The sequence below is a fragment of the Pseudomonas sp. 9.1(2019) genome (genome assembly GCF_009910445.1).
GTDB classification, from domain to species: Bacteria; Pseudomonadota; Gammaproteobacteria; order Pseudomonadales; family Pseudomonadaceae; genus Aquipseudomonas; species Aquipseudomonas paraversuta.
Map to the genome: position 1 here is coordinate 18,924 of NZ_VBWF01000001.1, position 26,120 is coordinate 45,043.

Below are 26,120 nucleotides of genomic sequence, written 5' to 3' on the forward strand. Positions count from 1 at the left end.
GCCCGCTCCCACAGAGGGTGCGCCCAGGATCCAAGTCATGACTGCCTCCTCGAACCCCTCCTACATCGGGCGCTTCGCCCCGACGCCCAGTGGCCATCTGCATTTTGGCTCACTGGTTGCCGCCCTCGCCTCCTATCTGGATGCCCGTTCTGTGGGCGGACGCTGGCTGCTGCGCATGGAAGACCTCGATCCGCCACGGGAAATGCCCGGCGCCCAGGCGGCGATTCTCGACGCCCTGGAGCGCTACGGCTTTGAGTGGGATGGCGAACTGGTGCGCCAGAGCGAACGTCACGACGCCTACGCTCAGGTGCTTGATCGACTATTCAGTCAAGGCCTGGCATATGCCTGCACCTGCTCGCGCAAACAACTCGAAGGCTACAACGGGGTTTACCCGGGGTTGTGCCGCAATGCCGGGCACTCCATGGAAAACGCAGCAATACGCTTGCGCGTCCCCGAGCTGGTGTATGGATTTGAAGACCGGGTGCAGGGCTCCTTCGGCCAGCACTTGGGCCGTGAAGTCGGCGATTTTGTGATTCGCCGCCGCGACGGGCTTTATGCTTACCAATTGGCGGTGGTGCTCGATGATGCCTGGCAGGGCGTGACTGACATCGTGCGCGGGGCCGACTTGCTGGACTCCACACCGCGCCAGCTCTACTTGCAGGAACTGTTGGGCTTGTCGCAGCCGCGTTACCTGCATGTGCCGCTGATCGTGCAACCTGATGGCCACAAACTCGGCAAGTCGTATCGCTCGCCGCCCCTGACGGCCAGCCAGGCCACACCGCTGCTGCTTCGCGCATTACGTACCTTGGGCCAGGCCACCGATGATCGCCTCTGCCATGCCAGCCCCCGTGAAGTCCTCGACTGGGCTGTCACGCACTGGAATGCCAGCCTGATCCCGCGCACGCTCACCCTGGCCGAAGCGCAATTACGCTGACAGCCCTTGCAGGTTGCCAGCCATCCGTTACCATCGCCGCACGTTTTTGGGCATGCGGCCTGTAAAAGTGAGGGCGGGATGTATATCTATCGATTGGTCCTGTTGCTGGTTGTCGGGATCTACCTGTTTTCTCCCGCCATCATGGATTGGTGGATCGACGCCACGGGCGCCTGGTACAGGCCTTATCTGCTTTGGCTGATTCTGATCGTTGTGACCTTTATTCTGCAGAGCCAAAAAGATGCCGATGAGCTTTAGCCTGACCCAGATGATCCTCATCAGCGCCGCCTACCTGACGGTACTGTTTGGCGTTGCCTGGATCAGCGAACGCGGCATGATCCCGCGTGCAATCATTCGTCACCCGCTGACCTACACCTTGTCCCTCGGCGTCTACGCCAGCGCATGGGCGTTCTACGGCACCGTCGGGCTGGCTTACGAGTACGGCTACGGCTTTTTATCCAGCTACCTGGGGGTCTCCGGGGCATTTCTGCTGGCGCCGGTGCTGCTTTACCCCATCCTCAAGATTACCCGCACCTACCAACTCTCATCGCTCGCCGACCTGTTTGCGTTCCGCTTCCGCAGCACCTGGGCCGGCGCCCTGACCACGATTTTCATGCTGATCGGCGTGTTACCGCTGCTGGCCCTGCAAATTCAAGCCGTGGCCGACACCATCAGCATCCTCACCCGCGAACCGGTGCAGCACCGCGTGGCCCTGAGTTTCTGTGCGCTGATCACCCTCTTCACGATTTTCTTCGGCTCGCGCCACATTGCGACCCGGGAAAAACATGAAGGTCTGGTGTTCGCCATTGCCTTCGAGTCGGTAGTAAAACTGATCGCCATCGGTGGCGTGGGCCTTTACGCGCTGTATGGCGTGTTCGATGGGCCGCAACAACTGGAAGTGTGGCTGCTGCAGAACCAGACGGCCCTCGCAGCCCTGCATACACCGCTGCAGGAAGGCCCGTGGCGCACCCTGCTGCTGGTGTTTTTTGCCTCTGCGATCGTGATGCCGCACATGTATCACATGACCTTCACAGAAAATCTCAACCCTCGCGGACTGGTCAGCGCCAGCTGGGGGCTGCCACTGTTCCTGTTGCTGATGAGCCTGGCTGTACCGCTGATCCTGTGGGCCGGCCTGAAACTGGGGGCTACCACCAACCCCGAATACTTCACCCTCGGTATCGGCATCGCCGCCAACAGCAAACCCCTGGCGTTACTGGCCTATGTGGGAGGGCTGTCAGCCTCAAGCGGCCTGATCATCGTCACCACCCTGGCACTCTCGGGCATGGCCTTGAACCATCTGGTCCTGCCGCTCTACCAGCCCCCCGCCGAAGGCAATATCTATCGCTGGCTGAAATGGACCCGCCGGGCGCTGATCGTGGCCATCATCATGGCCGGTTATGGCTTCTACCTGCTGCTGGGGGCCGAACAGGATCTGGCCAACCTCGGCATCGTGGCCTTTGTTGCCACCTTGCAGTTCCTGCCCGGGGTGCTCTCGGTACTGTATTGGCCGACGGCCAACCGACGCGGATTTATTGCCGGCTTGCTGGCGGGGATTCTGGTGTGGATGGCCAGTATGCTGTTCCCGCTGATCGGCGATTTCCAGGGGTTCTACATCCCGTGGCTGAACATGATCTATGTGCTGGATGACACCAGCTGGCATATGGCAGCCATTGCCTCGCTGGCGGCCAACGTTCTGATGTTTACCCTGATTTCCCTGTTTACCAATGCCAGCCCGGAAGAAGCCAGTGCCGCCGAAGCCTGTGCCGTCGATAACGTGCGACGCCCGCAACGGCGTGAACTGCATGCAGCCTCGCCCCAGGAATTTGCCACTCAACTGGCCAAGCCGCTGGGGGCAAAGGCGGCGCAAAAAGAAGTCGAGCAAGCGCTGCGCGACCTGTTCCTGCCCTTCGATGAACGCCGCCCTTATGCCCTGCGCCGCCTGCGCGACCGGATCGAAGCCAACCTCTCGGGCCTGATGGGCCCCAGCGTGGCCCAGGATATGGTCGAAACCTTCTTGCCCTACAAGTCCGGCGGCGAAAACTATGTCACTGAAGACATTCACTTCATCGAAAGCCGGCTTGAGGATTACCACTCCCGTCTGACCGGCCTGGCCGCCGAGCTTGACGCCCTGCGCCGCTACCACCGACAGACATTGCAAGAGCTGCCGATGGGAGTGTGCTCACTGGCCAAGGACCAGGAAATCCTGATGTGGAACAAGGCCATGGAAGAGCTGACCGGTATCCCGGCACAGCGCGTGGTCGGTTCACGCATGAGTACCCTGGGCGATCCATGGCGCGAGCTGCTGCAAGGGTTCATCAACTTGCCCGACGAGCACTTGCACAAGCAGCATCTGGCCCTCGACGGCCAGACCCGCTGGCTGAATCTGCACAAGGCGGCCATTGATGAACCGCTGGCCCCGGGCAATAGCGGCCTGGTGCTGCTGGTCGAAGACCTGACTGAAACCCAGATGCTCGAAGACAAACTGGTGCACTCCGAGCGGCTGGCCAGCATCGGCCGACTGGCTGCGGGCGTTGCCCACGAAATCGGCAACCCAGTCACGGGTATCGCTTGCCTGGCGCAAAACCTGCGCGAAGAACGCGAGGACGACAGCGAGCTGACCGAGATCAGCAGCCAGATCCTCGAGCAGACCAAGCGCATCTCGCGCATCGTCCAGTCCCTGATGAGCTTTGCCCACGCCGGCAGTCACCAGCACAACGATGAGCCGGTCTGCCTGGCCGAGGTTGCCCAGGATGCGATTGGATTGCTGGCCTTGAACCGGCGTAATTTCGAAGTGCAGTTTTACAACCTGTGCGACCCCGATCACTGGGTCGATGGCGATCCTCAACGGTTGGCCCAAGTGTTGATCAACCTGCTGTCAAACGCCCGTGACGCCTCGCCCGCCGGCAGTGCCGTGCGAGTCAAAAGCGAAGCCAGCGAGCACACGGTCGACCTGATCGTGGAAGACGAAGGCACCGGCATTCCGAAGAACATCATCGATCGATTGTTCGAACCTTTTTTCACCACCAAGGACCCGGGTGAAGGCACAGGTCTGGGCCTTGCACTGGTCTATTCCATCGTTGAAGAGCATTATGGACAAATCACCATCGACAGCCCGGCTGACATTCAAAGCCAACGCGGAACCCGTATCCGGGTGACACTTCCGCGTCATGTCGAAGCGACGTCCGCTGTGAACTGAGACCGTCGAGAGAACCGAATCAATGCCGCATATTTTGATCGTCGAAGATGAAACCATCATCCGTTCCGCATTGCGCCGTTTACTGGAGCGTAACCAGTACCAGGTCAGCGAAGCCGGCTCGGTACAGGAAGCGCAGGAGCGCTTCAGCATTCCCTCGTTCGACTTGATTGTCAGCGACCTGCGCCTGCCAGGCGCTCCGGGCACCGAGTTGATAAAACTCGGGCAAGGCAAGCCGGTGCTCATCATGACCAGCTATGCGAGCCTGCGCTCGGCTGTGGATTCGATGAAAATGGGTGCCGTCGACTATATCGCCAAACCCTTTGATCACGATGAAATGCTGCAAGCTGTTGCGCGCATCCTGCGGGATCGCCAAAACCTCCAGAGCACGTCTGCCGAACGTCCTGCCAAGGCCGGCAGCACGGACAAAGGCACTGTGGATAACAGCAACGGCGAGATTGGCATCATCGGGTCCTGCCCGCCGATGCTGGACATGTACAGCAAGATCCGCAAAGTGGCGCCAACCGACTCCAATGTATTGATTCAGGGTGAGTCCGGTACCGGCAAAGAGCTGGTCGCCCGCGCCCTGCACAACCTGTCCAGGCGAGCCAAGGCACCGATGATTTCGGTGAACTGCGCAGCCATCCCCGAGTCATTGATCGAGTCCGAACTGTTCGGCCACGAAAAAGGCGCCTTCACCGGCGCCAGTGCGGGCCGCGCCGGGCTGGTAGAAGCTGCCGATGGCGGGACACTGTTCCTCGATGAAATCGGCGAGTTGCCCCTCGAAGCCCAGGCCCGCCTGCTGCGGGTACTGCAGGAAGGCGAGATCCGTCGTGTGGGCTCGGTGCAATCGCAAAAAGTGGATGTACGCCTTATCGCCGCGACCCACCGCGACCTCAAGAGCCTGGCCAAAGTCGGCCAGTTCCGCGAAGACCTCTACTACCGCCTGCACGTAATCGCTCTCAAGCTCCCGGCTTTGCGCGAGCGCGGGGCTGACGTCAACGAAATCGCCCACGCGTTTCTCGCCCGCCAAAGCGCTCGCGTCGGCCGCACCGACCTGAAGTTTGCCCCGGATGCCGAACGCGCCATCAGCCATTACTCATGGCCAGGTAACGTTCGCGAACTGGAGAACGCTGTAGAGCGGGCCGTCATTCTGTGCGAAAGCCCGGAAATCTCTGCCGAACTGCTGGGTATCGATATTGAACTGAGCGATTTGCATGACGATGACTTCATCGGCCTGGGCCCGCAGCAGAGCATCAGCAGCGGTAACACCAGCCTTGATCCGACCGAAGATCTGTCACTGGAAGACTACTTTCAGCACTTCGTGCTTGAGCACCAGGATCACATGACCGAGACCGAACTGGCGCGCAAGCTGGGCGTCAGTCGCAAATGCCTGTGGGAACGGCGCCAGCGGCTGGGCATCCCGCGCAGGAAAACCGGCGTCGCCAGTGAGGGGTAACAGGGTCAAAGGTGAAAAAACTGTTACCGCAGTTTAATCACGTAACAAAAGCCGGGTCTTACGGTAACGAAGACCCGGCTTTTTTTTGCCCTGAAAAAAGCAAAAACCCCGAAAACCCCTTATTTTGCTGGCCCGTACAAAAGTTGGCACGACACCTGCTATATGTATCCGTACAAGAACAATAAGAATCACAGCAGCACACAATAAAAATAAGACGTATCGGCTCACGCATAACAAAAACAACACGGCGGAGGCGCAGCTAACTGATTCTTTTGGAGAGGTGTTGTGATTGGGGCTTGCCCCATGGCTAGGCAGAGAACAACAAAAACTGCACTTAAAAAGCAGAGCCTGAACTAGTCGGATCACGGATCACATCAACACAGCGACCAAAGCAATCCGTTTGCTCTTATCTCCCGATTGGGAGGGTTACACAGGCAAGACCTTTGTAACCGGGGCGATCAACAAAAACAAAAAGCCCGCAATCAATAATAAAAATAGAGCACGCAACTACTTCTGGGGGAGCTTCGGCTCCCCTTGTAGTTTCTGCAATTCAGAAAAAACTTCCTCACAGGCTCTACTTCAGGCCTCTTGCAGCTATTTTCACTTGCTGCTTGCAGCTTCCCTCGCAAGAGCGGCTCAGCTTCCTACACCATCCCCTGACTAAATGCTAGAATCCCCGCCCATCATGCGGTCATTCTTCGTTTTGGCCGAACATTCCTTCAAACAGTGCATCCCATGCTGAAGAAGCTGTTCCAGTCACTCCGTTCCCCCAAGCGTCGCACGCAACAACTGCGCAGCACCCCTGAAGTGCTCAACAGCAGCCAGCACTCGCTGCAACGTGCCCAGTTCAGCAGGTACGCGGTCAATATCGTCGAACGCCTGCAGAACGCCGGTTATCAGGCCTATCTGGTCGGCGGTTGCGTACGCGACATGCTGCTCAACATCACGCCAAAAGACTTCGACGTCGCCACCAGCGCGACGCCCGAACAAGTGCGGGCCGAATTTCGCAATGCGCGAATCATCGGTCGCCGCTTTAAATTGGTGCATATCCACTTTGGTCGCGAAATCATCGAGGTCGCCACCTTCCGTGCCAATCACCCGCAAAACGACGAAGAGGAAGACAGCAACCAGTCCTCGCGTAATGAAAGCGGGCGCATTTTGCGCGACAACGTATACGGCACCCTTGAAGAAGACGCCCAGCGTCGTGACTTCACGATCAATGCCCTGTACTACGACCCGGTCAGCGAACGCATTCTCGATTACGCCAACGGCGTACACGATATTCGCAATCGCTTGCTGCGCCTGATTGGCGACCCGCAACAGCGTTACCAGGAAGACCCTGTACGCATGCTGCGAGCCGTGCGGTTTGCCGCGAAGCTCAACTTTGGTATCGAAAAGCATACCGCGGCGCCAATTCGCGAACTGGCACCCATGCTGCGCGAGATCCCGTCGGCACGCCTGTTTGAGGAAGTGCTCAAGCTGTTCCTCTCGGGTAACGCTTGCGACACCTTCGAAATGCTGGTCGACCTTCAGCTGTTCGATCCTTTGTTCCCGGCCAGCGCCGAGGCACTGGAACATAGCCCGACTTACACCCATACCCTGATCAGCGAAGCCCTGCGCAACACTGACCTGCGCATCAAGCAAGGCAAGCCGGTTACCCCGGCATTCCTGTTTGCAGCCCTGCTCTGGCCTGCCCTGCCGGCTCGCGTGGAGTACTTGCAGGAACGTGGCATGCCGCCTATCCCTGCCATGCAGGAAGCCGCACACGAACTGATCGCCGAGCAATGCCAGCGCATCGCCATTCCCAAGCGCTTCACGATCCCGATTCGTGAAATCTGGGACATGCAGGAGCGTCTCCCGCGCCGCAGTGGCAAACGCGCCGACATGCTGCTCGACAACCCGCGCTTCCGTGCGGGCTATGATTTCTTGCTCTTGCGCGAAGTCGCGGGCGAAGAGACCCATGGCCTGGGCGAATGGTGGACCGAGTATCAGGACGCCAATGACAGTGGCCGTCGTGACATGATCCGCGACCTGAGCAACGCCAAGGAAGACGGCACCGGGCCCGCCCCGCGCAAGCGCCGCCGCACCAGCGCAACCAAGCGCAAACGCAGCGGCGCCGCGGACGAGTAAGCGATGGAACGGATCTATATCGGAATGGGCAGCAATCTGGCTGACCCGGCTGAGCAATTGCGCAGCGCCATACAAGCGCTGGCGCAATTGCCTGACTCCCGGTTCGCCGGAGTCTCAGCGTTCTATCAAAGCGACTCGTTGTTACCCGGTCAGCCGCGCTACACCAATGCGGTGGCAGCTATCGACTCTGAACTGGAACCCCTGGAGTTACTCGATGCGCTACAAGCCATCGAGATCGACCAGGGCCGCGAGCGTCACGAACGCTGGGGCCCGCGCACACTGGACCTGGATATCCTGCTGTTCGGCGACCGACTGATCGACACCCCCCGCCTGAAAGTCCCGCACTACCATATGCAGGCCCGTCCTTTCGTGCTCTACCCGCTGGCCGAACTGGCACCCGCCACGCTCACCCTCGCCGATGGCCGTAGCCTCGCCCAACTATTGGCTGAGTGCCCTTTTGTCGGTCTGGAGCGCCTTCCCCCCATCGCTGAATCGAATCAACCGGCGCGGTAACACTCCGCCAGTAACACCCGGAATTGACTTCCCGTGTGCTCGTCACGACTATAGGCATCCCGCTGCCGTCCACTGGACGGCGCAATGTGAAAAGCAGGCTTAACAAGCACCCTCCATAAAGGTGTACCTGCCTATAACGATGAATCACGCGCGTTACTCGCAGTGGTTATCACACTGCCTGACGAGGATCCTTTTCATGCCAGCTATCACCCTGACCACCCTGCAAAGCCTTAAGCAAAAAGGTGAGAAAATCACCATGCTGACGTGCTATGACGCCACCTTCTCCCACGCCTGCAATCAGGCAGGTGTTGAAGTGTTACTGGTAGGCGATTCCCTGGGCATGGTTCTGCAAGGGCATGACAGCACTCTGCCAGTCACCACGGGCGAAATGGTCTACCACGTGGCTTGCGTCAAGCGCGGCAACCAGGACGCACTGATACTCGCGGACATGCCTTTCATGGCGAACGCGACGCTCGAGCAATCCTTGAACAACAGTGCCCTGCTGATGAAAGCAGGCGCACATATGGTCAAGGTAGAAGGCGCTTTGTGGCTCGCCGAATCGATTCGCGTGATGACCGAGCGCGGGATTCCGGTATGCGCGCACATGGGCCTGACCCCGCAGACAGTGAACGTACTGGGCGGCTACAAGGTCCAGGGCCGCAACGAAAACCAGGCGCGGCAGATGCGGGCCGATGCCATCGCCCTGGAACAGGCAGGAGCGGCCATGCTGCTGCTCGAATGCGTACCCAGCGAGCTGGCAAAAGAAATCACCCTCGCCGTAAAAATCCCGGTGATCGGCATTGGTGCAGGCAGCGACACCGACGGCCAGGTGCTGGTACTGCACGACATGCTGGGCCTGTCCCTGACCGGACGCGTCCCCAAGTTCGTAAAAAACTTCATGACCGGCCAACCCGATATCCAGTCAGCACTTGGCGCTTACGTGACTGAAGTCAAAGCCGTCAGCTTCCCTGGCACCGAGCACGGATTCTCTGCATGAACACTGTTAAAACTGTTCGCGAATTGCGCGCGGCTGTTGCCCGCGCGCGCCGCGAAGGCAAGCAAATCGGCCTGGTTCCAACCATGGGCAACCTGCACAGCGGCCACGCTGCGTTAGTCACCACCGCCGCTCAACAGGCGGACTTTGTAGTGGCGAGCATTTTCGTCAACCCGCTGCAATTCGGTGCCAACGAAGACCTGGATACTTATCCGCGCACCCTGGCCGCCGATCAGGAAAAACTCCTGCAGGCGGGCTGCCATTTGCTGTTTGCCCCAACCGTTGAAGAAATGTACCCCCATGGCATGACCGGGCTGACCCGTGTTACCGCGGCACAGCTGAGCAATGAACTGTGTGGCAGCCGCCGCCCGGGGCATTTCGACGGTGTGACCACAGTGGTCAGCAAGCTGTTCAACATGGTACAGCCCGACCTGGCTATCTTCGGGCAGAAGGACTACCAGCAGCTGGCGGTTATTCGGGCCATGGTCCATGACCTGAACATGCCGCTCCAGATCATTGGCGAGCCCACCGTACGGGCCGACGACGGCCTGGCCCTGTCTTCGCGCAACGGATACCTGAGCCCGGAGCAGCGTGCCATAGCGCCTGAGTTGTATCGCCACCTCAAAGCAATGAGCAAAGCCATCAACGCAGGCGAACGCGACTTTGCAAAGCTGACCGCCCTGCATCGGGAACAAATCGAAGCTGCGGGCTTTCGCATGGACTACCTGGAAGTGCGCCATGGACAAACCTTGCTCCCGGCTCTGGCGACTGACCGCGACCTGGTGATTTTGGTGGCCGCGTTCCTGGGCACCACGCGCCTGATCGACAACGTGCATCTCAATCTCGACAGCGGGCTTTAACGGCACCGACTGTGTGGCCCCCACACCACCACTGAAACGTTTCATCTTGTATAACAGAGCGGTGACAAAAGTTACGGCCTGTTGTCAGACAAAACCGAGACAGAAGCGGGCGCTAGGTTTACTGTTATCGCCCGACTTCTGACATAGATGCAGAAACAGACTGACCGAGCACCTCGACATTAACGAAGGTCTCGGTGTTCTCAGTGTCCAAAAGGCAGTTCAAGCAAAAGGATATTCGCAGCGATGGCGTACTACCGCACTCCTCAAGACGTTACCGCTCTGCCTGCCTGGCAAGCGTTGAAACTTCACCGTGCCGACATGCAAAATTTCAGCATGCGCGATGCATTCAATAGCAACCCGAAGCGCTTCGAGGATTTCACCCTCAGCAGCTGCGGTTTGTTTCTGGACTACTCGAAAAACCTGATCACCGATGAAACCCGCGACTTGCTGGTTAACCTGGCCAATGAGGTTGATCTCAAAGGCGCGATCAAGTCGTTGTTTGAAGGCGAAATCGTCAACGCCTCCGAAAACCGGCCTGCCCTGCATACCGCGTTGCGCCGCCCAGTGGCCGACAAACTGTCGGTAAGTGGCGTAAACATCATGCCCCAGGTGCATAAAGTTCTGAATCAAATGACCGAACTGGTCGGCCGGATTCACGATGGCCTATGGCGCGGTTACACCGAAAAGCCGATCACTGATGTGGTGAACATCGGTATCGGAGGCTCGTTCCTCGGCCCGGAACTGGTGTCCGAAGCGCTGCTGTCCTACGCCCAAAAAGGCGTACGCTGCCATTATCTGGCGAATATCGACGGCAGCGAGTTCCATGAACTGACTGCAAAGCTGCGTGCAGAAACCACCCTGTTCATCGTTTCGTCGAAATCCTTCAACACCCTCGAAACCCTGAAGAATGCCCAGGCCGCCCGTGCCTGGTACCTGGCGCAAGGTGGTTCGGAAGCCGAGCTGCACCGTCACTTTATCGCGGTGTCGAGCAACAATGCGGCAGCGGTAGCATTTGGTATTCGTGAAGAAAACATCTTCCCGATGTGGGACTGGGTTGGCGGTCGTTACTCGCTGTGGTCGGCCATTGGTTTGCCGATTGCCCTGGCCATCGGCATGTCCAACTTCAAAGAGCTACTGTCCGGCGCCTACAGCATGGACCAACACTTCCAGAACGCACCGTTCGAGCAAAACATGCCCGTGCTGATGGCAGCGCTGGGTGTCTGGTATGGCAATTTCTGGGGAGCGCAAAGCCACGCCATCCTTCCCTATGACCATTACCTGCGAAACATCACCAAGCACTTGCAGCAACTGGATATGGAATCCAACGGCAAGAGCGTGCGCCAGGACGGCACTCCCGTGTCGACCGACACCGGCCCGGTAATCTGGGGCGGCGTTGGCTGTAATGGCCAGCATGCCTACCACCAGTTGCTCCACCAAGGCACCTTGTTGATTCCGGCCGACTTTATCGTGCCGATCGTCAGCTTCAATCCGGTTTCCGATCACCATCAGTGGCTGTACGCAAACTGTCTGTCGCAAAGCCAGGCGCTGATGCTGGGTAAAACCCGCGAAGAAGCCGAAGCGGAGTTGCGCGACAAGGGCCTGTCCGAAGAAGGGGTGCAAAAACTCGCACCGCACAAGGTGATCCCGGGCAATCGTCCGAGCAACACCATTGTGGTTGAGCGCATCAGCCCTCGTCGTCTGGGCGCACTGGTTGCGCTGTACGAGCACAAAGTCTTCGTGCAGAGCGTGATCTGGGGCATCAACGCCTTCGACCAGTGGGGCGTGGAGCTGGGCAAAGAGCTCGGCAAAGGCGTCTACAACCGCCTGACCGGCAGCCTTGAAGAGCCTGCTGACGATGCATCGACCCAAGGTCTGATCAACTACTTCCGCGGTCGTCACCGCGGTTGATTGATAGCCAGTCTCCCCGACTGGCCAGGGGCTGTTGACACATAGCTATCACGGCGACGTCAACGGCCCCTGGCACCCTCGAGGTATCATGGAATTTATCCGCCGCCCTATCGAACGCCAAATCATGAGCCTGACCGGGCTTTCACTTGGCCAGCTCGACCTCGAAACACCCCCGGGCGACCCCGGCCTGTTTGGCCCCGCTTCCATCAGCTGGCAAGTACATGGTGACTTCACCAGCATGCTGATTGGCGGTATCAGCGCCCTGATGCTTCAAGCCTTGCACCCGCTGGCATTGGCCGGGGTGTGGGACCACTCCAATTTTCGCCAGGACATGCTGGGACGGCTGCGGCGCACCGGGCAGTTTATTTCTGGCACCACGTTTGGCTCCACCAGGGACGCCAACTGGCTGATCGAAAAAGTACGCACCATTCACCTGCAAGTCACAGGCACCGGGCTCGATGGCCGGCCATATGCCGCCAGTGATCCGGAGTTACTGACCTGGGTGCATGTGGCCGAAGTCAGCAACTTCCTTGCGGCCCATATCCGTTACCGCAATCCGCATTTATCCGCCGCGGATCAAGACCAGTACTACGACGAGATTGCCCTGGTTGCCGAACGCCTGGGGGCGACCAACGTCCCGCGCTCCCGCCAGCAAATTGCCGACTATCTGGAGCGCGTGCGGCCACAGTTGCTGTGCGATGAACGCAGTCACGAGGTGATGCGCCTGCTGCTCAACGCGCCAGCCCCCAGCCTGCTTGCAAAACCCTTTGGTGCACTGATGATGCAAGCAGGGATTGATTTGCTCCCGGACTGGGCCAGTGATCAACTGGGCCTGCAGCAACAGCCCCTGACGCGAAAGCTGGTACGGGCAGGGGTTAGCAGTACTGCGCCGATTCTGCGCTGGGCCGTGCGTAATGGCTCGGTCCAGCGGGCGCGACGGCGTATGGGGTTAGGTTGAAGACCATGCAGATCCTGTCTGCTGACAAACCAGCGCCCACTGGCTGGCTACCGATCTTGTGGGAGCTGGCTTGCCAGCGATAACCAAACCCGCCTGTCTCCAGGCCTGACATTCCAATAATAATGAGGATTCCCGCAATGCAAGACGTCGTAATCGTTGCCGCCACCCGCACTGCCGTCGGCAGCTTCCAGGGCTCGCTGGCCCACGTACCCGCTGTTGATCTGGGCGCCGCAGTGATTCGTCGGCTGCTGGAAAAAACCGGCCTCGACGGCGCCCAGGTCGACGAAGTGATCATGGGCCAGGTACTGACCGCCGGTGCCGGACAAAACCCTGCACGTCAGGCCGCGATCAAGGCCGGACTGCCGTTCGCCGTACCTGCAATGACCCTCAACAAGGTCTGCGGCTCGGGCCTCAAAGCTTTGCATCTGGCGGCGCAGGCCATTCGTTGCGGCGATGCCGAGGTGATCATTGCCGGAGGCCAGGAGAACATGAGCCTGTCCAACTACATCATGCCCGGCGCACGTACCGGTCTGCGCATGGGCCACAGCCAGATCATCGACACCATGATCAGTGACGGCCTGTGGGATGCGTTCAACGATTACCACATGGGCATCACGGCCGAGAACCTTGTGGATAAGTACGGCATCAGCCGTGAAGAGCAGGATGGGTTTGCCGCCCGCTCTCAGCAGAAAGCCGTAGAGGCCATCGAAACCGGGCGTTTTGTGGATGAAATCACGCCGATTCTGATCCCGCAGCGCAAGGGTGATCCGATTGCCTTCGCCACCGATGAACAGCCACGCGCCGGCACCACCGCCGAGTCGCTGGCCAAGCTCAAGCCGGCCTTCAAAAAAGACGGCTCGGTCACCGCGGGCAACGCCTCCTCCCTCAATGACGGCGCTGCAGCGGTGTTGCTGATGAGCGCAACCAAAGCCAAAGCCCTGGGTTTGCCTGTGCTGGCCAAAATCGCCGCCTACGCCAACGCGGGTGTTGACCCGGCAATCATGGGCATCGGCCCGGTGAGCGCCACTCAACGTTGCCTGAGCAAAGCCGGCTGGAGTCTTGAGCAGCTGGACCTGATCGAGGCCAACGAAGCATTCGCGGCACAGGCACTGTCAGTCGGCAAAGAGCTGAACTGGGATGCAGACAAGGTCAACGTTAACGGTGGCGCAATTGCCATTGGCCACCCGATTGGCGCGTCAGGCTGCCGCATTCTGGTCACCCTGCTCCACGAAATGCTCAAGCGTGACGCTAAAAAAGGGCTCGCCACGCTGTGCATCGGTGGCGGCCAGGGTGTAGCCCTGGCAATCGAACGCGAATAACCAACAGCCTGAATGGGCTCGCGGTGAGCGTTGCCAAGGGTTGCGGTGCAACCCTTGGCTGCCTGCGGCAGCGACTACAAATGCCCGTTCTGTTAAACTGCCGCGCCTTATCTATCCCCCCAAGGCGCTTCGCATGTCTTCCTTGAATCAGGCGCTGCGCGCCGCCCTCGATAACCGTCAGGACTTATTGGCCGAGCTGCATGCTCAGGGCACTGATTGCTATCGCCTGTTCCACGGCAGTCAGGAAGGCGCCGGCGGCTTGACTATTGACCGCTACGGCCCGCAGCTACTGGTGCAAAGCTTCCACCAGAGTCTTGAGCGCGATGATTTGCTGCAACTGCACGGGGCAATCAACCAGCACCTGGGGCTGGAGTTACTGCTGGTTTACAACGACCGTTCCCGGGGCAACTCGCGCATCGATCGCGAAGATACCCTGTACCGCGCCGAAGACGCCGCTCTTGCAGATCTGGTGGGCCATGAATGGGGGCTGAACTACCGCGTGCGTGGCCGCCATGCCGGCCAGGACCCGCTGCTGTTTCTAGACCTGCGCAATGCTCGCGGCTGGGTCAAACAACATAGCGCCGGCAAAAGCGTGCTCAACCTGTTCGCCTACACCTGTGGCGTGGGTCTGAGCGCCGCAGCCGGCGGTGCCAGTGAAGTCTGCAATCTGGATTTTGCCGAAGGCAACCTGGCGGTGGGTCGTGAAAATGGCCTGCTGAACCCTGAACTGAAAAAGATGAAGTTCGTCCAGTCCGACTACTTTGCCGCCATCCGCCAACTGGCCGGGTTGCCGATCATTCAGCGTCGTCACAAGCTGCCGTCCTACCCGCGTCTGGATCAGCGGGAATACGACCTGGTGCTACTGGACCCACCAGCTTGGGCCAAGAGCGCTTTCGGTACAGTCGATCTGTTGCGTGACTACCAGAGCCTGCTAAAACCCGCCGTACTGGCCACTGCGCCAGATGGCGTGCTGATCTGCTGCAACAATCTGGCAAAAGTCAGCATGGACGACTGGCGCGAGCAGGTATTGCGCTGTGCCGAAAAAGCCGGCCGCCCGGTACGCGACTGGCAAGTACTGAGCCCGGCCAGCGACTTCCCGTCACTGGACCAGCAGCCGCCGCTCAAAACCCTGATTTTGCAGTTTTAACCAGAACCCAAAAAGCCAGACCCCGCTTAAAATATGGTGCTTGTCTCGGAACCAGAAACGCGTGCCATACTCCAAGGCACCTTGGCCACCAATAGACGAAGCCCCACATGACCAAAGGATTGATCCGCGCCATTGGCGCAGTGCTGGTAGCGATTGCACTCTATAGCCTGCTGGGCTTCCTGATTTTACCCGGTATCGGTCTGCGTATCGTCAACCAGCAACTGGCCAACTACGCCACAGTACCGGCCAGACTCGACCGTCTGGAGTTCAATCCATTTACCCTTGAGCTCACACTGTGGGGGTTGCAAGTCGGCGAGCCGGGCAAGCAGCAAGCCGGGTTTGACCGACTCTATGTCAATCTGCAATCAGACAGCGTGTGGACCAAAGCCTTGCACCTGGCCGACGTGCAGCTGGACAAGCCCAAAACCGAGGTGCTGTTCAACAAGGACGGCACGCTCAATCTGAGCCAGCTGTTCAAATTGCCTGCCAGCGAGCCCAAGCCCGACGAGCCGCAAAGCAAACCCTTCCCGCTGCGCATCGACAATATAAAACTGGCTGACGGCTATCTGCACTTCGTCGATATGCGTCCCAGTGAGCCCATAGAGTTTCTCTACGACTCAATGAACTTTGAGTTGAAAAACCTCAGCACCCTACCCGACGACAACGCTGAAATGACGCTGGTGGCTGCCGGCCCCGAGGGCGGCAGAGTCGACTGGAGCGGCAAGCTGAGCCTGGTGCCGATTACGTCCCAGGGCAAACTCAAAGTCACCGACGCCAAAATGAAAGCCTGGTGGCCCTATGTCCGCGATTCGGTGCCGCTGGTACTCGAAGACGGCATTCTGAATTTCAGCACCGACTACACCCTGGATCTGGCCAAAGACACCGAGATGGTGTTGAGCAATGCCTCGGCCAGCATCGCGCCGTTCAGGATCAATGCCCCGGATGGCCGCCCGCTGGCGCGTCTGGAGCGACTTGATGTGAGCGACACCACGGTGGACCTGGCTAAACAGAAAGTGGTTGTCGGCAAGATCCAGAGCAAGAACCTGGAAACCTGGGCCGCTCGCGAGAAGGATGGTCAGCTTGACTGGCAAAAACTGTTTGCCGAGCAACCCGCAAAAACCGCACCTAAAACCAGTGACCCTGTCACTGTTGAAGCCCCAAAACCAGGCCCGGCTGCGCCGAGCAAACCATGGCAGGTGCTGCTCAAGGATGTTGAACTGCGCGACTATCGGGTGCACCTGGCCGACAAGCAGCCAAGTACCCCGGTAGCACTGGATATCGGCCCCCTGAACCTGGACCTGAAAAACTTCGACAGCCTGAACCGGTCGCCGTTTAACCTCAGGCTCGACACCGGCGTTGGCAAACAAGGCCAGCTCACTGCCATCGGTGATGTGAACCTGAATCCGGTCAGCGCCGCACTCAAGGTCACCACCAAAGACATCGATCTGCGGGTGGCCCAGGCCTATATCGACCCGTTCATGCGCCTTGAACTGCGTAGCGGCATGCTCGGCAGCGACCTGGCAGTCAACCTCAAAAGCACAGAACCGCTGGCTTTCACCGTTGAGGGTCGTGCCCAGGTCGATCAACTGCACACTCTGGACACCCTGAAAAACCGGGACTTCCTCAAGTGGCAGCGGCTGGTGCTGGAAGATGTCAAATACCGGCACGGCGACAGCCTGTCGATCAGCAAGGTCAATCTGACACAGCCCTATGTGCGCTTCATGATCAACGATGATCGCACCACCAACGTGGACGACCTGTTGATCCCGCAACCGGCCAGCAGTGGCGCAAAAAGCGCTGCCGGGCCCGCGGCGAAACAGGATAAGCCGCTGGGCATCTATGTCGGCGGTATCGCGATCAATGATGGTTCGGCAAATTTCGCCGACTTCAGTCTGACCCCCAACTTCGCCACGGCCATTCAGCAACTCAACGGCCAGATCGGCACCATTGACAGCCGTGATGCCAAACCTGCCAGGGTTGATATCTCGGGCAAGGTTGACCGCTATGCACCGGTTACGATCAAGGGCAGTGTCAATCCATTCGATCCAATGGCCAGCCTGGACATTGCCACCAGCTTCAAACGCGTCGAGCTGACTACGCTGACCCCCTACTCCGGCAAGTTTGCCGGTTACCGGATCCGCAAGGGCCGCCTCAATCTTGATCTGCATTACCTGATCACCAAGGGTCAGCTCAAGGCTGAAAACAAGGTTGTCATCGAGCAATTGCAGCTGGGGGAGAAAGTCGACAGCCCGGATGCGGTGAACCTGCCCCTGAAACTGGCGATTGCCTTGCTCAAGGATTCAGACGGCACCATCTCCATCGAGTTGCCGGTGACCGGAGACCTGAACAACCCGCAATTCAGCGTAATGCCCATAGTCTGGCAAACCTTGCGCAACCTTGTGGTCCGAGCCGCTACAGCGCCCTTCAAGTTCATTGGCGGGCTGGTCAGCGGCGGTGGCGCCGAAGACCTGGGCACGGTGTCATTCGCGCCAGGATCAAGCGAGCTGAGCCCTGAAGCGCAAAAAGCCCTGGACACCCTGGCCCAGGCGCTGAAAAAACGTCCGGGCCTGCGCCTGGAAATCGAAGGCACCGCCGCGCAAAGCAGTGACGGTCCGCATATTGCCCAGGATCGTCTTGAGCGCGAATACCAGTACACCTACTACAAGATTCTCCAGCGCAAGGGAGAAAAGGTGCCGGCTCAGGCTTCGCAGCTCAAGGTCCCGGATGATGAAAAAGGTCCATTACTGGAAGGGATTTACCGGGCCCGCCTGAAACAGCAGCCGCCTGCCGAGTGGGCTGATCTAAGTCGTGATGAACGTGCGGCCAAGATGAGTGCAGCGCTGGTGGACTTCTGGAGCAAAAGTGAAGTTCTGCTCCGCCAACTGGGGCAGGATCGTGCCAGTACCATCAAGGACTATCTGGTGGACCACGGCCAACTGGCGGATGACCGCGTGTACTTTATCGATGCCACCCTGGGTCAGGCAGAGAGCGATGGCCGGGTAATCACCCCGCTGCATCTGGACAGCGAGTAAAGCCCTCACCTGGCTTGCTCGCGATGGCGGCTCTGCGGCCTGGATGAGGTACCGCACAGGCCGGATCGCGGGCAAGCTCGCTCCTACTAGGTTTGCGCACTATTCCTTCGCCCAAATAGAACAGCCCCCGACGCAAGCGCCGAGGGCTGTAATGACCACATCCGTGTGGTCGTCGCATGAACCTGTATTCAAAGCCAGCAGGTGATCTTTCAATCACCTGCTCCGGCTTTCCCCCGGTTCCACGAATTGGGGTGTCTTACTCAGCTTTCAGGCCATCGGCCGAAACTGCCTGAACACCTTTAACTTTCTTGGCAATCGCAACTGCCATCTCTTTCTGTGCGTCGGTTACCGCTACAGTCGAGGATAGCGAAACCACGCCTTTATTGGTTTCTACTTTGATGTCAGTACCTGGAATGCCTTTTTCAGTCAGCAGGTCAGATTTAACTTTGGTTGTGATCCAGGTGTCAGAAGTAGCTTCTTTGGCTTTAGTCATTTCGCCAGCAGCGACAACCATAGGGGTCTGTGCAGTCGATTGAGCAGCAAATGCGGCGTTGGCCATGGTCAGGGTCAGAGCGGTAGCAGTTGCAGCAGCGATAGCAAACTTCTTCATACGAGTAACTCCTGTCTTCTTTAAAATCTGCGCCATCTCATGGCAGCAGGGTTACCTATACTGTTGCAGGGCTTATGCCAACTTTCTGAAATTAAAAAAACCTTATAAATCAATAACTTATAATCAATCAAAAAACCAAGGATCGTGCAGTTTGCATGACTGCCCGTCAATCTGCATGCAAGTTGCGGCTTTTTGCTTAATGGCAGTTGGCCTTGAATCTGCCAGCTTTCTTGCAGGCATAAAAAAAGGATCCCGAAGGATCCTTTTTTCAACGCCGGTTTCGGGGGCTATTAAGCTTCCGAAGCCTTGGCAGCTGCTACGTCCTTGATGGAGAGCTTGATACGGCCGCGGTTGTCCACGTCCAGTACCAGTACTTCCACTTCCTGACCTTCTTTCAGAATGTCAGTCACTTTCTCGACACGAGCATCGCTCAGCATGGAGATGTGCACCAGGCCGTCTTTGCCTGGCAGGATGTTTACGAATGCGCCGAAGTCGACGATGCGCTCAACCTTGCCGGTGTAGATCTTGCCGATTTCGGCTTCTGCGGTGATGCCCAGAACGCGCTGACGCGCCGCTTCTGCTGCTTCCTTGGTTTCGCCGAAGATCTTGATCGAACCGTCGTCTTCGATATCGATCGAAGCCTTGGTTTCTTCGCAGATTGCACGGATGGTCGCGCCGCCTTTACCGATGACATCACGGATTTTGTCGGTGTCGATCTTCATCGCAATCATGGTCGGAGCGTTGGCCGACAATTCGTTGCGCGATACGGCAATGATCTGGTTCATCTGACCCAAGATGTTCAGGCGAGCGTCCAGGGCCTGGCCCAGTGCGATCTCCATGATTTCTTCGGTGATGCCTTTGATCTTGATGTCCATCTGCAGCGCGGTAACACCTTTAGCGGTACCTGCTACTTTGAAGTCCATGTCGCCGAGGTGATCTTCGTCACCCAGGATGTCGGTCAGAACTGCGAATTTCTCGCCTTCTTTAACCAGACCCATGGCGATACCGGCAACCGGTGCTTTCATCGGCACACCAGCGTCCATCAGTGCCAGGGAAGCGCCGCAGACCGAAGCCATGGAGCTGGAACCGTTGGACTCGGTGATTTCCGATACAACACGGATGGTGTACGGGAACACGTCGGCAGCAGGCAGCATGGCCTGAACCGAACGACGGGCCAGACGGCCGTGACCGATTTCGCGACGACCGGCGCCACCCATGCGACCACACTCACCTACCGAGAACGGCGGGAAGTTGTAGTGCAGCATGAACGGGTCTTTCTTCTCGCCTTCCAGGGTGTCCAGCAGTTGTGCATCACGGGCAGTACCCAGAGTTGCAACGACCAGAGCCTGAGTTTCACCACGGGTGAACAGAGCCGAACCGTGGGTCTTTGGCAGAACGCCAACTTCGATGTTCAAAGGGCGAACGGTTTTGGTGTCACGGCCATCGATACGCGGCTTGCCGTTAACGATGTTTTCGCGAACGGTGCGGTATTCGATTTCGCCGAATGCAGCTTTGACTTCAGCAGAAGTCGGCTGGCCTTCTTCACCGGACAGCTTGGCAACAACCTGGTCTTTCAGTTCGCCCAGACGTGCATAACGCTCGTGCTTGACGGTCAGGGTGTAAGCCTGGGAGATCGCTTCGCCGAACTCGGCGCGGATAGCGGCCAGCAGAGCGGTGGCTTCTGGAGCAGGAGCCCAGTCCCAAGTCGGTTTTGCAGCTTCGGCAGCCAGCTCTTTAACAGCCTGGATCACTACCTGGAATTCGTCGTGGGCGAACAGTACCGCGCCCAGCATCTGGTCTTCGGTCAGCTCTTTGGCTTCCGATTCAACCATCAATACAGCTTCCGAAGTACCGGCAACAACCATGTCCAGGCTGGAAGCAGCCAGTTGCTCGTAAGTCGGGTTCAGCAGGTAGCCAGTGCTTTCGTGGTAAGCAACGCGGGCGGCGCCGATCGGACCATCAAAAGGAATACCGGAGATTGCCAGAGCAGCCGAGGTACCGATCATCGCAGCGACGTCCGGATCGGTTTTCTTGCTGGTGGACAGAACGGTGCAGACAACCTGCACTTCGTTCATGAAGCCTTCTGGGAACAGCGGACGGATCGGACGGTCGATCAGACGCGAAGTCAGGGTTTCTTTCTCGGAAGGGCGACCTTCACGCTTGAAGAAACCGCCCGGGATTTTACCCGCGGCGTAGGTTTTTTCTTGGTAGTGAACAGACAGAGGGAAGAAGCCCTTGCCTGGATCAGCTTGCTTGGAGCCGACAACAGTCACCAACACGCTGACGTCGTCGTCAACGGTGACCAATACTGCGCCGGAGGCCTGACGGGCGATACGGCCAGTCTCGAGGGTGACGGTCGACTGACCGAACTGGAATTTTTTGATAACCGGGTTCACGGTGTCCTACCTTCTTTGTGGCTCTTGGGGAACGGGTTTCTTGCGAAATACTGACGCAATGTCGGGTATTGACCCGACTCAGATGCTTACGAAAGCGGACGGCACGGTGAGCTTTCGTAAGAATCCGGCTGGCCCAGATAAAACTTGAGGCTGGAAGCCTGCCGTACACCTGCGGGAAACCCGCAGATACACGACAAACGACCAGCCTCTAGCAACATCGCTATTAGCGACGCAGACCCAGGCGAGCGATCAGCGTTTTGTAACGCTCAACGTTCTTGCCTTTGAGGTAGTCCAGCAGCTTGCGACGCTGGTTTACCATGCGGATCAGACCACGACGGGAGTGGTGGTCTTTTTTGTTTTCTTTGAAGTGACCTTGCAGCGTGTTGATGTTAAAGGTCAGCAGTGCAACCTGCACTTCTGGAGAACCTGTATCACCTGGAGCTTGCTGGTAGTCAGCTACGATTTCTGCTTTATGTTCGATTGTCAGTGCCATGGGGCATTTCCTTTCATTAGGGTTCTGCTTGCGAACAAGACAGATCCAATAGGCCGAGGACAAATCCTCGTATTTATAAGTGAGGAGTGACCGTGCCTAATAACAGCCACCCTCGTTCCAGTCTGGCCAAAGAGTATTACATCTCGAGCCAGCCTGTTCCGGTCATTCTGACCGAATCAGTCGACGCGGCGCGATGCGCCCGTCTTCGCTCACTTCACCGATACCGATAAAGCGACCGTTGTGATCTTGTACCCGCACCATGCCGAACTTCGGAGCATCCGGAGCGCGTACCGGTTGGCCATTAAGCCAATAGAATGCGCTGTGTTCCGAGAAGTGCAGCAAAGGCCAGTCCAGCAAACCGCTGTCCGATGGCATCAGGAAGCGGTCAACCGCTTCGTTTCCGCCTTCGGCATGCACAGCTTCCAACTCTTCCAGAGTGACCGTTTGGGCCAGGCTGAAAGGTCCGGCGTGTGTACGACGCAGCTCTGCAACGTATGCACCGCAACCCAGTTGCTCACCAATATCTTCCACCAGGGTACGGATATAGGTGCCTTTGGTGCAGTCGACGGACAAGCGCGCAGTGTCGCCTTCGCTGGCCAGTAATTCGAGGCGGGTAATAGTAACAGAACGCGGTTCGCGCTCCACCACTTCGCCTGCACGAGCCAACTTGTAAAGCGGCTGGCCGTCACGCTTGAGTGCAGAGTACATCGGCGGTATCTGACTGATTTGCCCACGGAATTTGGGTAAAACAGCTTCAATATCGGCGCGACCAACGGTCACCGGACGCGTCAGCAAAACATCGCCTTCGGCATCCGCTGTGGTCGTGGTCTTGCCCAATTGCATCAGGGTTTCATAACCCTTGTCGGAATCGAGCAGGTATTGCGAAAACTTGGTGGCTTCGCCAAAGCACAGCGGCAATACGCCACTGGCCAATGGATCGAGGCTACCGGTGTGCCCTGCCTTCTCGGCATTGAGCAGCCAGCGGACTTTCTGCAGGGCCGCATTGGAGGTGAATCCAAGCGGCTTGTCGAGCAGGATGATACCGCTGACGTTACGACGGATACGCTTGACCTGAGCCACCGGTTACTCCTTGGTGTCTTCGGGAGCGGTGCCTTCAGGATGCTGATTGTCTTCAGCCACTGCACGCTCAATCAAGGCGGACAGGTGCGCACCACGCACGACACTTTCATCGTAGTGGAAGTGCAGTTGCGGAACGCTGCGCAGTTTCATTTCACGCGCCAGTTGCATGCGCAGGAAACCCGCTGCCGAGTTCAGCACCTTGACGGTCTGGGCGATGTCTTCAGCGTTGTCCTGGCCCATCACGGTGATGAAGATCTTGGCGTGACCGACGTCACGGCTGACTTCAACAGCGGTAATTGTAACCAGACCCACGCGTGGATCTTTGACTTCACGACGGATCAGCTGTGCCAGCTCGCGCTGCATCTGATCGCCAATTCGTTGGGTACGGCTATATTCTTTTGCCATGTCTTGTTACCTGTTACTCACCCATGGGAAACCCATGCGGTCTGAAAGCGGCAAACGCCCGGCCAGACAGAAGCCGGACCGGGCGTTGCGTTTAGAGTCCAGGCCGGGCACAAGGCATTTGCATGCCCTGGCTCGTCCTCGCTCTTGAGGCTCGCGATTTAGAGGCTGCGAGCAACCTGGACCTTCTCGAACACTTCGATCTTGTCACCGACTTTAACGTCGTTGTAGCTCTTGACGCCGATACCGCATTCCATGCCGGCACGTACTTCGGCAGCGTCATCCTTGAAGCGGCGCAGGGATTCCAGCTCGCCTTCGAAGATAACGATGTCATCACGCAGTACGCGGATTGGACGGTTACGGTGAACAACACCTTCCAGCACCATACAACCTGCGATAGCACCGAACTTAGGCGAACGGAATACGTCACGCACTTCAGCGATACCCAGGATGTTCTCGCGAACGTCGCTGCCAAGCATGCCGGTAAGGGCTTTCTTGACGTCTTCGATGATGTCGTAGATGACGTTGTAGTAACGCATGTCCAGGCCTTCTTGCTCGACAATCTTGCGCGCGCCAGCATCAGCACGAACGTTAAAGCCGAACAGTACAGCGTTGGATGCCAGTGCCAGGTTAGCGTCGCTCTCGGTGATACCACCGACACCGCCGCCCACTACGCGCACTTGCACTTCGTCGTTACCCAGGCCGCTCAGAGCGCCCTGCAGAGCTTCCAACGAACCACGGACGTCAGATTTGAGGACGATGTTAAGCGTCTTCTTCTCTTCCTGGCCCATGTTCTCGAAGATGTTTTCCAGCTTGCCTGCGTGAGCACGAGCCAGTTTCACTTCGCGGAACTTGCCTTGACGGAACAGGGCAACTTCACGCGCCTTCTTCTCGTCAGTCATTACGCTCATCTCGTCGCCAGCATCTGGCGTACCGTCCAGGCCGAGAATCTCGACAGGGATGGATGGACCGGCTTCCTTGATGGATTTGCCGTTCTCGTCGAGCATGGCGCGGATGCGGCCGTAGTTGGAACCGACCAGAACCATGTCGCCTTGGCGCAGGGTACCGTCTTGAACCAGAACAGTCGCAACCGGACCGCGGCCTTTGTCCAGACGGGACTCAACTACTACGCCACGGCCAGGAGCCGATGGAGTTGCCTTGAGTTCCAGGACTTCAGCTTGCAGCAATACGGCTTCGAGCAAGTCGTCAACGCCGGTACCCATTTTCGCCGAAACCGAAACAAACGGAGTGTCGCCACCCCATTCTTCCGACGTTACGCCGTGAACGGACAACTCGCTGCGGATGCGATCGAGATCAGCGCCCGGCTTGTCGATTTTGTTCACTGCAACAACCAGCGGCACGCCAGCAGCTTTCGCATGCTGAACAGCTTCGATGGTCTGCGGCATTACGCCGTCATCTGCAGCAACAACCAGAATCACGATGTCAGTCGCCTTGGCACCACGAGCACGCATTGCGGTAAACGCAGCGTGACCCGGGGTATCGAGGAACGTGACCATGCCGCGTTCGGTTTCAACGTGGTATGCACCGATGTGCTGAGTAATACCACCGGCTTCGCCAGCAGCTACCTTGGCACGACGGATGTAGTCGAGCAGGGACGTTTTACCGTGGTCAACGTGACCCATTACGGTCACAACCGGAGCACGGGAGAACGACTCGCCTTCGAACTTCAGGGACTCGGCCAGGGAATCTTCCAGGGCGTTGTCACTTACCAGAGTCACTTTGTGGCCCAGTTCTTCAGCAACCAGTTGAGCAGTTTCCTGATCAAGTACCTGGTTGATGGTTGCCGGAGTACCCAACTTGAACATGAACTTGATGACTTCAGCAGCCTTGACCGACATCTGTGCAGCCAAATCGCCGACAGTGATGGTCTCGCCAATCTGAACGTCACGAACTACAGGGCCGGTTGGGCTCTGGAAACCGTGAGCGTTACGCTTCTTCAGCTTGCCCTTGCCACGACCACCGCGACGGAAGCTATCGCTTTCTTCATCGGAAGAGCGCGGAGCAACACGTGGAGTCGGTGCTTTTTCTTTAACCGATGCGCGATGCGGTGCGTTCTTGCGATCGCCGTCACCACTGCCGCGACGATTGTTATCGTCTGCGCGTGGTTTGTCCGGGCGACGCTGTTCGTCACGTTTACGTGCATCAGCGGCTGGCGCAGGTGCTGCAGCCGGTGCAGCCTGCACAGGTGCAGGAGCAGCGACAGCCGGAGCTGCTGCAGGAGCAGAGGTAGATGCAGGCTGACGGCGCGCGTCTTCTTCGGCGCGACGCTTGGATTCTTCTTCAGCCTTCTGACGTGCGGCATTTTCTACTGCACGACGCTCATCCATCTCACGCTTGCGCTCGGCTTCAATTTCTTCCGGGCTGCGTTGTACGAAAACTTTCTTCTTGCGTACTTCAACACTAATGCTTTTGCTGCCAGCTACACGCAGGGTACTGGTGGTTTTACGCTGCAAAGTGATCTTGCGCGGTTCTTCCACTTTAGCCTTGTGGCTGCTTTTCAGGTGAGTCAGCAGAGCCTGCTTCTCACTGTCGGTCACATTCTGCTCGGCGGCGTTGTGCGGCAGACCTGCCTCACGCATCTGCTGCAACAGGCGCTCAACCGGTGTTTTGACCTCATCGGCCAGTTGTTTCACCGTGACTTGCGTCATGCATTTCTCTCCTCAGGCCGCGCCTA

General features: G+C 58.1%; 19 protein-coding genes. 13 read left to right on the top strand and 6 right to left on the bottom strand.

Annotated elements, in window-relative coordinates:
• The first annotated feature begins 37 nt into the window (after positions 1 to 37).
• The 13 genes from gluQRS (at position 38) to FEZ21_RS00160 (ending at position 18,444) form a co-directional block, all read left to right on the top strand.
• Positions 38 to 934 carry a tRNA glutamyl-Q(34) synthetase GluQRS gene (gene gluQRS / locus FEZ21_RS00100; protein ID WP_003439666.1) on the top strand — a complete coding sequence of 299 codons (897 nt, stop codon included), beginning with the start codon at positions 38 to 40 and terminating at the stop codon, positions 932 to 934.
• 78 nt (positions 935 to 1,012) lie between these two features.
• On the top strand, positions 1,013 to 1,189 hold the full coding sequence (locus FEZ21_RS00105; RefSeq protein WP_003176118.1) for a hypothetical protein: 177 nt from the start codon (positions 1,013 to 1,015) through the stop codon (positions 1,187 to 1,189).
• Entirely contained in the window at positions 1,173 to 4,127 is a 2,955-nt protein-coding gene (locus FEZ21_RS00110; RefSeq protein ID WP_029612818.1) for a sensor histidine kinase, read from the top strand. Before FEZ21_RS00105 ends, FEZ21_RS00110 begins: the two co-directional genes overlap by 17 nt.
• A gap of 22 nt (positions 4,128 to 4,149) precedes the next feature.
• Positions 4,150 to 5,583, top strand: a complete 1,434-nt coding sequence (locus tag FEZ21_RS00115) for a sigma-54 dependent transcriptional regulator (protein ID WP_003439663.1) — start codon at positions 4,150 to 4,152, stop codon at positions 5,581 to 5,583.
• A gap of 735 nt (positions 5,584 to 6,318) precedes the next feature.
• Entirely contained in the window at positions 6,319 to 7,713 is a 1,395-nt protein-coding gene (locus tag FEZ21_RS00120) for a polynucleotide adenylyltransferase PcnB (protein WP_003439661.1), read from the top strand.
• A 3-nt stretch (positions 7,714 to 7,716) separates the two neighbouring features.
• Positions 7,717 to 8,226: a 2-amino-4-hydroxy-6-hydroxymethyldihydropteridine diphosphokinase gene (gene folK, locus FEZ21_RS00125; RefSeq protein ID WP_037001329.1), complete on the top strand. Its 510-nt coding sequence runs from the start codon at positions 7,717 to 7,719 to the stop codon at positions 8,224 to 8,226.
• Positions 8,227 to 8,422: 196 nt separating this feature from the next.
• A complete protein-coding gene (gene panB, locus FEZ21_RS00130; protein WP_003439657.1) occupies positions 8,423 to 9,223 on the top strand; it encodes a 3-methyl-2-oxobutanoate hydroxymethyltransferase in 801 nt (266 codons plus the stop codon).
• Positions 9,220 to 10,080 (top strand): pantoate--beta-alanine ligase, encoded by an 861-nt coding sequence (panC, locus tag FEZ21_RS00135; protein ID WP_003439655.1) that lies wholly within the window; start codon positions 9,220 to 9,222, stop codon positions 10,078 to 10,080. Before panB ends, panC begins: the two co-directional genes overlap by 4 nt.
• 243 nt (positions 10,081 to 10,323) lie before the next feature.
• Positions 10,324 to 11,988, top strand: a complete 1,665-nt coding sequence (gene pgi, locus FEZ21_RS00140; RefSeq protein WP_160626186.1) for a glucose-6-phosphate isomerase — start codon at positions 10,324 to 10,326, stop codon at positions 11,986 to 11,988.
• Positions 11,989 to 12,076: 88 nt separating this feature from the next.
• Positions 12,077 to 12,946, top strand: a complete 870-nt coding sequence (locus FEZ21_RS00145; RefSeq protein WP_003439651.1) for an oxygenase MpaB family protein — start codon at positions 12,077 to 12,079, stop codon at positions 12,944 to 12,946.
• 137 nt (positions 12,947 to 13,083) lie between these two features.
• Positions 13,084 to 14,265 carry an acetyl-CoA C-acetyltransferase gene (locus FEZ21_RS00150; RefSeq protein WP_003439649.1) on the top strand — a complete coding sequence of 394 codons (1,182 nt, stop codon included), beginning with the start codon at positions 13,084 to 13,086 and terminating at the stop codon, positions 14,263 to 14,265.
• Positions 14,266 to 14,398: 133 nt separating this feature from the next.
• Positions 14,399 to 15,412 carry a class I SAM-dependent rRNA methyltransferase gene (locus FEZ21_RS00155; RefSeq protein ID WP_127196816.1) on the top strand — a complete coding sequence of 338 codons (1,014 nt, stop codon included), beginning with the start codon at positions 14,399 to 14,401 and terminating at the stop codon, positions 15,410 to 15,412.
• 107 nt (positions 15,413 to 15,519) lie between these two features.
• Positions 15,520 to 18,444 (top strand): DUF748 domain-containing protein, encoded by a 2,925-nt coding sequence (locus tag FEZ21_RS00160; RefSeq protein WP_160626189.1) that lies wholly within the window; start codon positions 15,520 to 15,522, stop codon positions 18,442 to 18,444.
• Between the two features lie 256 nt (positions 18,445 to 18,700).
• On the opposite strand, the gene FEZ21_RS00165 is transcribed toward FEZ21_RS00160, so the two are convergent.
• The 6 genes from FEZ21_RS00165 to infB form a co-directional block, all read right to left on the bottom strand.
• Positions 18,701 to 19,054 (bottom strand): BON domain-containing protein, encoded by a 354-nt coding sequence (locus tag FEZ21_RS00165; protein ID WP_003439643.1) that lies wholly within the window; start codon positions 19,052 to 19,054, stop codon positions 18,701 to 18,703.
• Positions 19,055 to 19,344: 290 nt separating this feature from the next.
• Positions 19,345 to 21,450 carry a polyribonucleotide nucleotidyltransferase gene (pnp, locus tag FEZ21_RS00170; RefSeq protein ID WP_003439642.1) on the bottom strand — a complete coding sequence of 702 codons (2,106 nt, stop codon included), beginning with the start codon at positions 21,448 to 21,450 and terminating at the stop codon, positions 19,345 to 19,347.
• A 223-nt stretch (positions 21,451 to 21,673) separates the two neighbouring features.
• Positions 21,674 to 21,943, bottom strand: coding sequence for a 30S ribosomal protein S15 (rpsO, locus tag FEZ21_RS00175; RefSeq protein WP_003439639.1), 270 nt, complete (start codon positions 21,941 to 21,943; stop codon positions 21,674 to 21,676).
• 162 nt (positions 21,944 to 22,105) lie between these two features.
• Complete coding sequence (gene truB / locus FEZ21_RS00180; RefSeq protein ID WP_003439625.1) at positions 22,106 to 23,023, bottom strand: tRNA pseudouridine(55) synthase TruB; 918 nt, start codon at positions 23,021 to 23,023, stop codon at positions 22,106 to 22,108.
• A 3-nt stretch (positions 23,024 to 23,026) separates the two neighbouring features.
• Positions 23,027 to 23,428: a 30S ribosome-binding factor RbfA gene (gene rbfA / locus FEZ21_RS00185; RefSeq protein WP_003439623.1), complete on the bottom strand. Its 402-nt coding sequence runs from the start codon at positions 23,426 to 23,428 to the stop codon at positions 23,027 to 23,029.
• A gap of 158 nt (positions 23,429 to 23,586) precedes the next feature.
• Positions 23,587 to 26,094, bottom strand: coding sequence for a translation initiation factor IF-2 (infB, locus tag FEZ21_RS00190; protein ID WP_003439621.1), 2,508 nt, complete (start codon positions 26,092 to 26,094; stop codon positions 23,587 to 23,589).
• Positions 26,095 to 26,120: the final 26 nt, after the last annotated feature.

Excerpts from the sequence above, each read along its gene's own strand:
- gluQRS (WP_003439666.1), top strand. The coding sequence starts at position 38 with ATGACTGCCTCCTCGAACCCCTCCTACATCGGGCGCTTCGCCCCGACG.
- panB (WP_003439657.1), top strand. The coding sequence starts at position 8,423 with ATGCCAGCTATCACCCTGACCACCCTGCAAAGCCTTAAGCAAAAAGGT.
- folK (WP_037001329.1), top strand. The coding sequence starts at position 7,717 with ATGGAACGGATCTATATCGGAATGGGCAGCAATCTGGCTGACCCGGCT.
- FEZ21_RS00165 (WP_003439643.1), bottom strand. The coding sequence starts at position 19,054 with ATGAAGAAGTTTGCTATCGCTGCTGCAACTGCTACCGCTCTGACCCTG.
- FEZ21_RS00150 (WP_003439649.1), top strand. The coding sequence starts at position 13,084 with ATGCAAGACGTCGTAATCGTTGCCGCCACCCGCACTGCCGTCGGCAGC.
- FEZ21_RS00160 (WP_160626189.1), top strand. The coding sequence starts at position 15,520 with ATGACCAAAGGATTGATCCGCGCCATTGGCGCAGTGCTGGTAGCGATT.
- FEZ21_RS00120 (WP_003439661.1), top strand. The coding sequence starts at position 6,319 with ATGCTGAAGAAGCTGTTCCAGTCACTCCGTTCCCCCAAGCGTCGCACG.
- FEZ21_RS00110 (WP_029612818.1), top strand. The coding sequence starts at position 1,173 with ATGCCGATGAGCTTTAGCCTGACCCAGATGATCCTCATCAGCGCCGCC.
- panC (WP_003439655.1), top strand. The coding sequence starts at position 9,220 with ATGAACACTGTTAAAACTGTTCGCGAATTGCGCGCGGCTGTTGCCCGC.
- rpsO (WP_003439639.1), bottom strand. The coding sequence starts at position 21,943 with ATGGCACTGACAATCGAACATAAAGCAGAAATCGTAGCTGACTACCAG.
- infB (WP_003439621.1), bottom strand. The coding sequence starts at position 26,094 with ATGACGCAAGTCACGGTGAAACAACTGGCCGATGAGGTCAAAACACCG.
- rbfA (WP_003439623.1), bottom strand. The coding sequence starts at position 23,428 with ATGGCAAAAGAATATAGCCGTACCCAACGAATTGGCGATCAGATGCAG.
- FEZ21_RS00105 (WP_003176118.1), top strand. The coding sequence starts at position 1,013 with ATGTATATCTATCGATTGGTCCTGTTGCTGGTTGTCGGGATCTACCTG.
- pgi (WP_160626186.1), top strand. The coding sequence starts at position 10,324 with ATGGCGTACTACCGCACTCCTCAAGACGTTACCGCTCTGCCTGCCTGG.
- FEZ21_RS00145 (WP_003439651.1), top strand. The coding sequence starts at position 12,077 with ATGGAATTTATCCGCCGCCCTATCGAACGCCAAATCATGAGCCTGACC.
- FEZ21_RS00115 (WP_003439663.1), top strand. The coding sequence starts at position 4,150 with ATGCCGCATATTTTGATCGTCGAAGATGAAACCATCATCCGTTCCGCA.
- FEZ21_RS00155 (WP_127196816.1), top strand. The coding sequence starts at position 14,399 with ATGTCTTCCTTGAATCAGGCGCTGCGCGCCGCCCTCGATAACCGTCAG.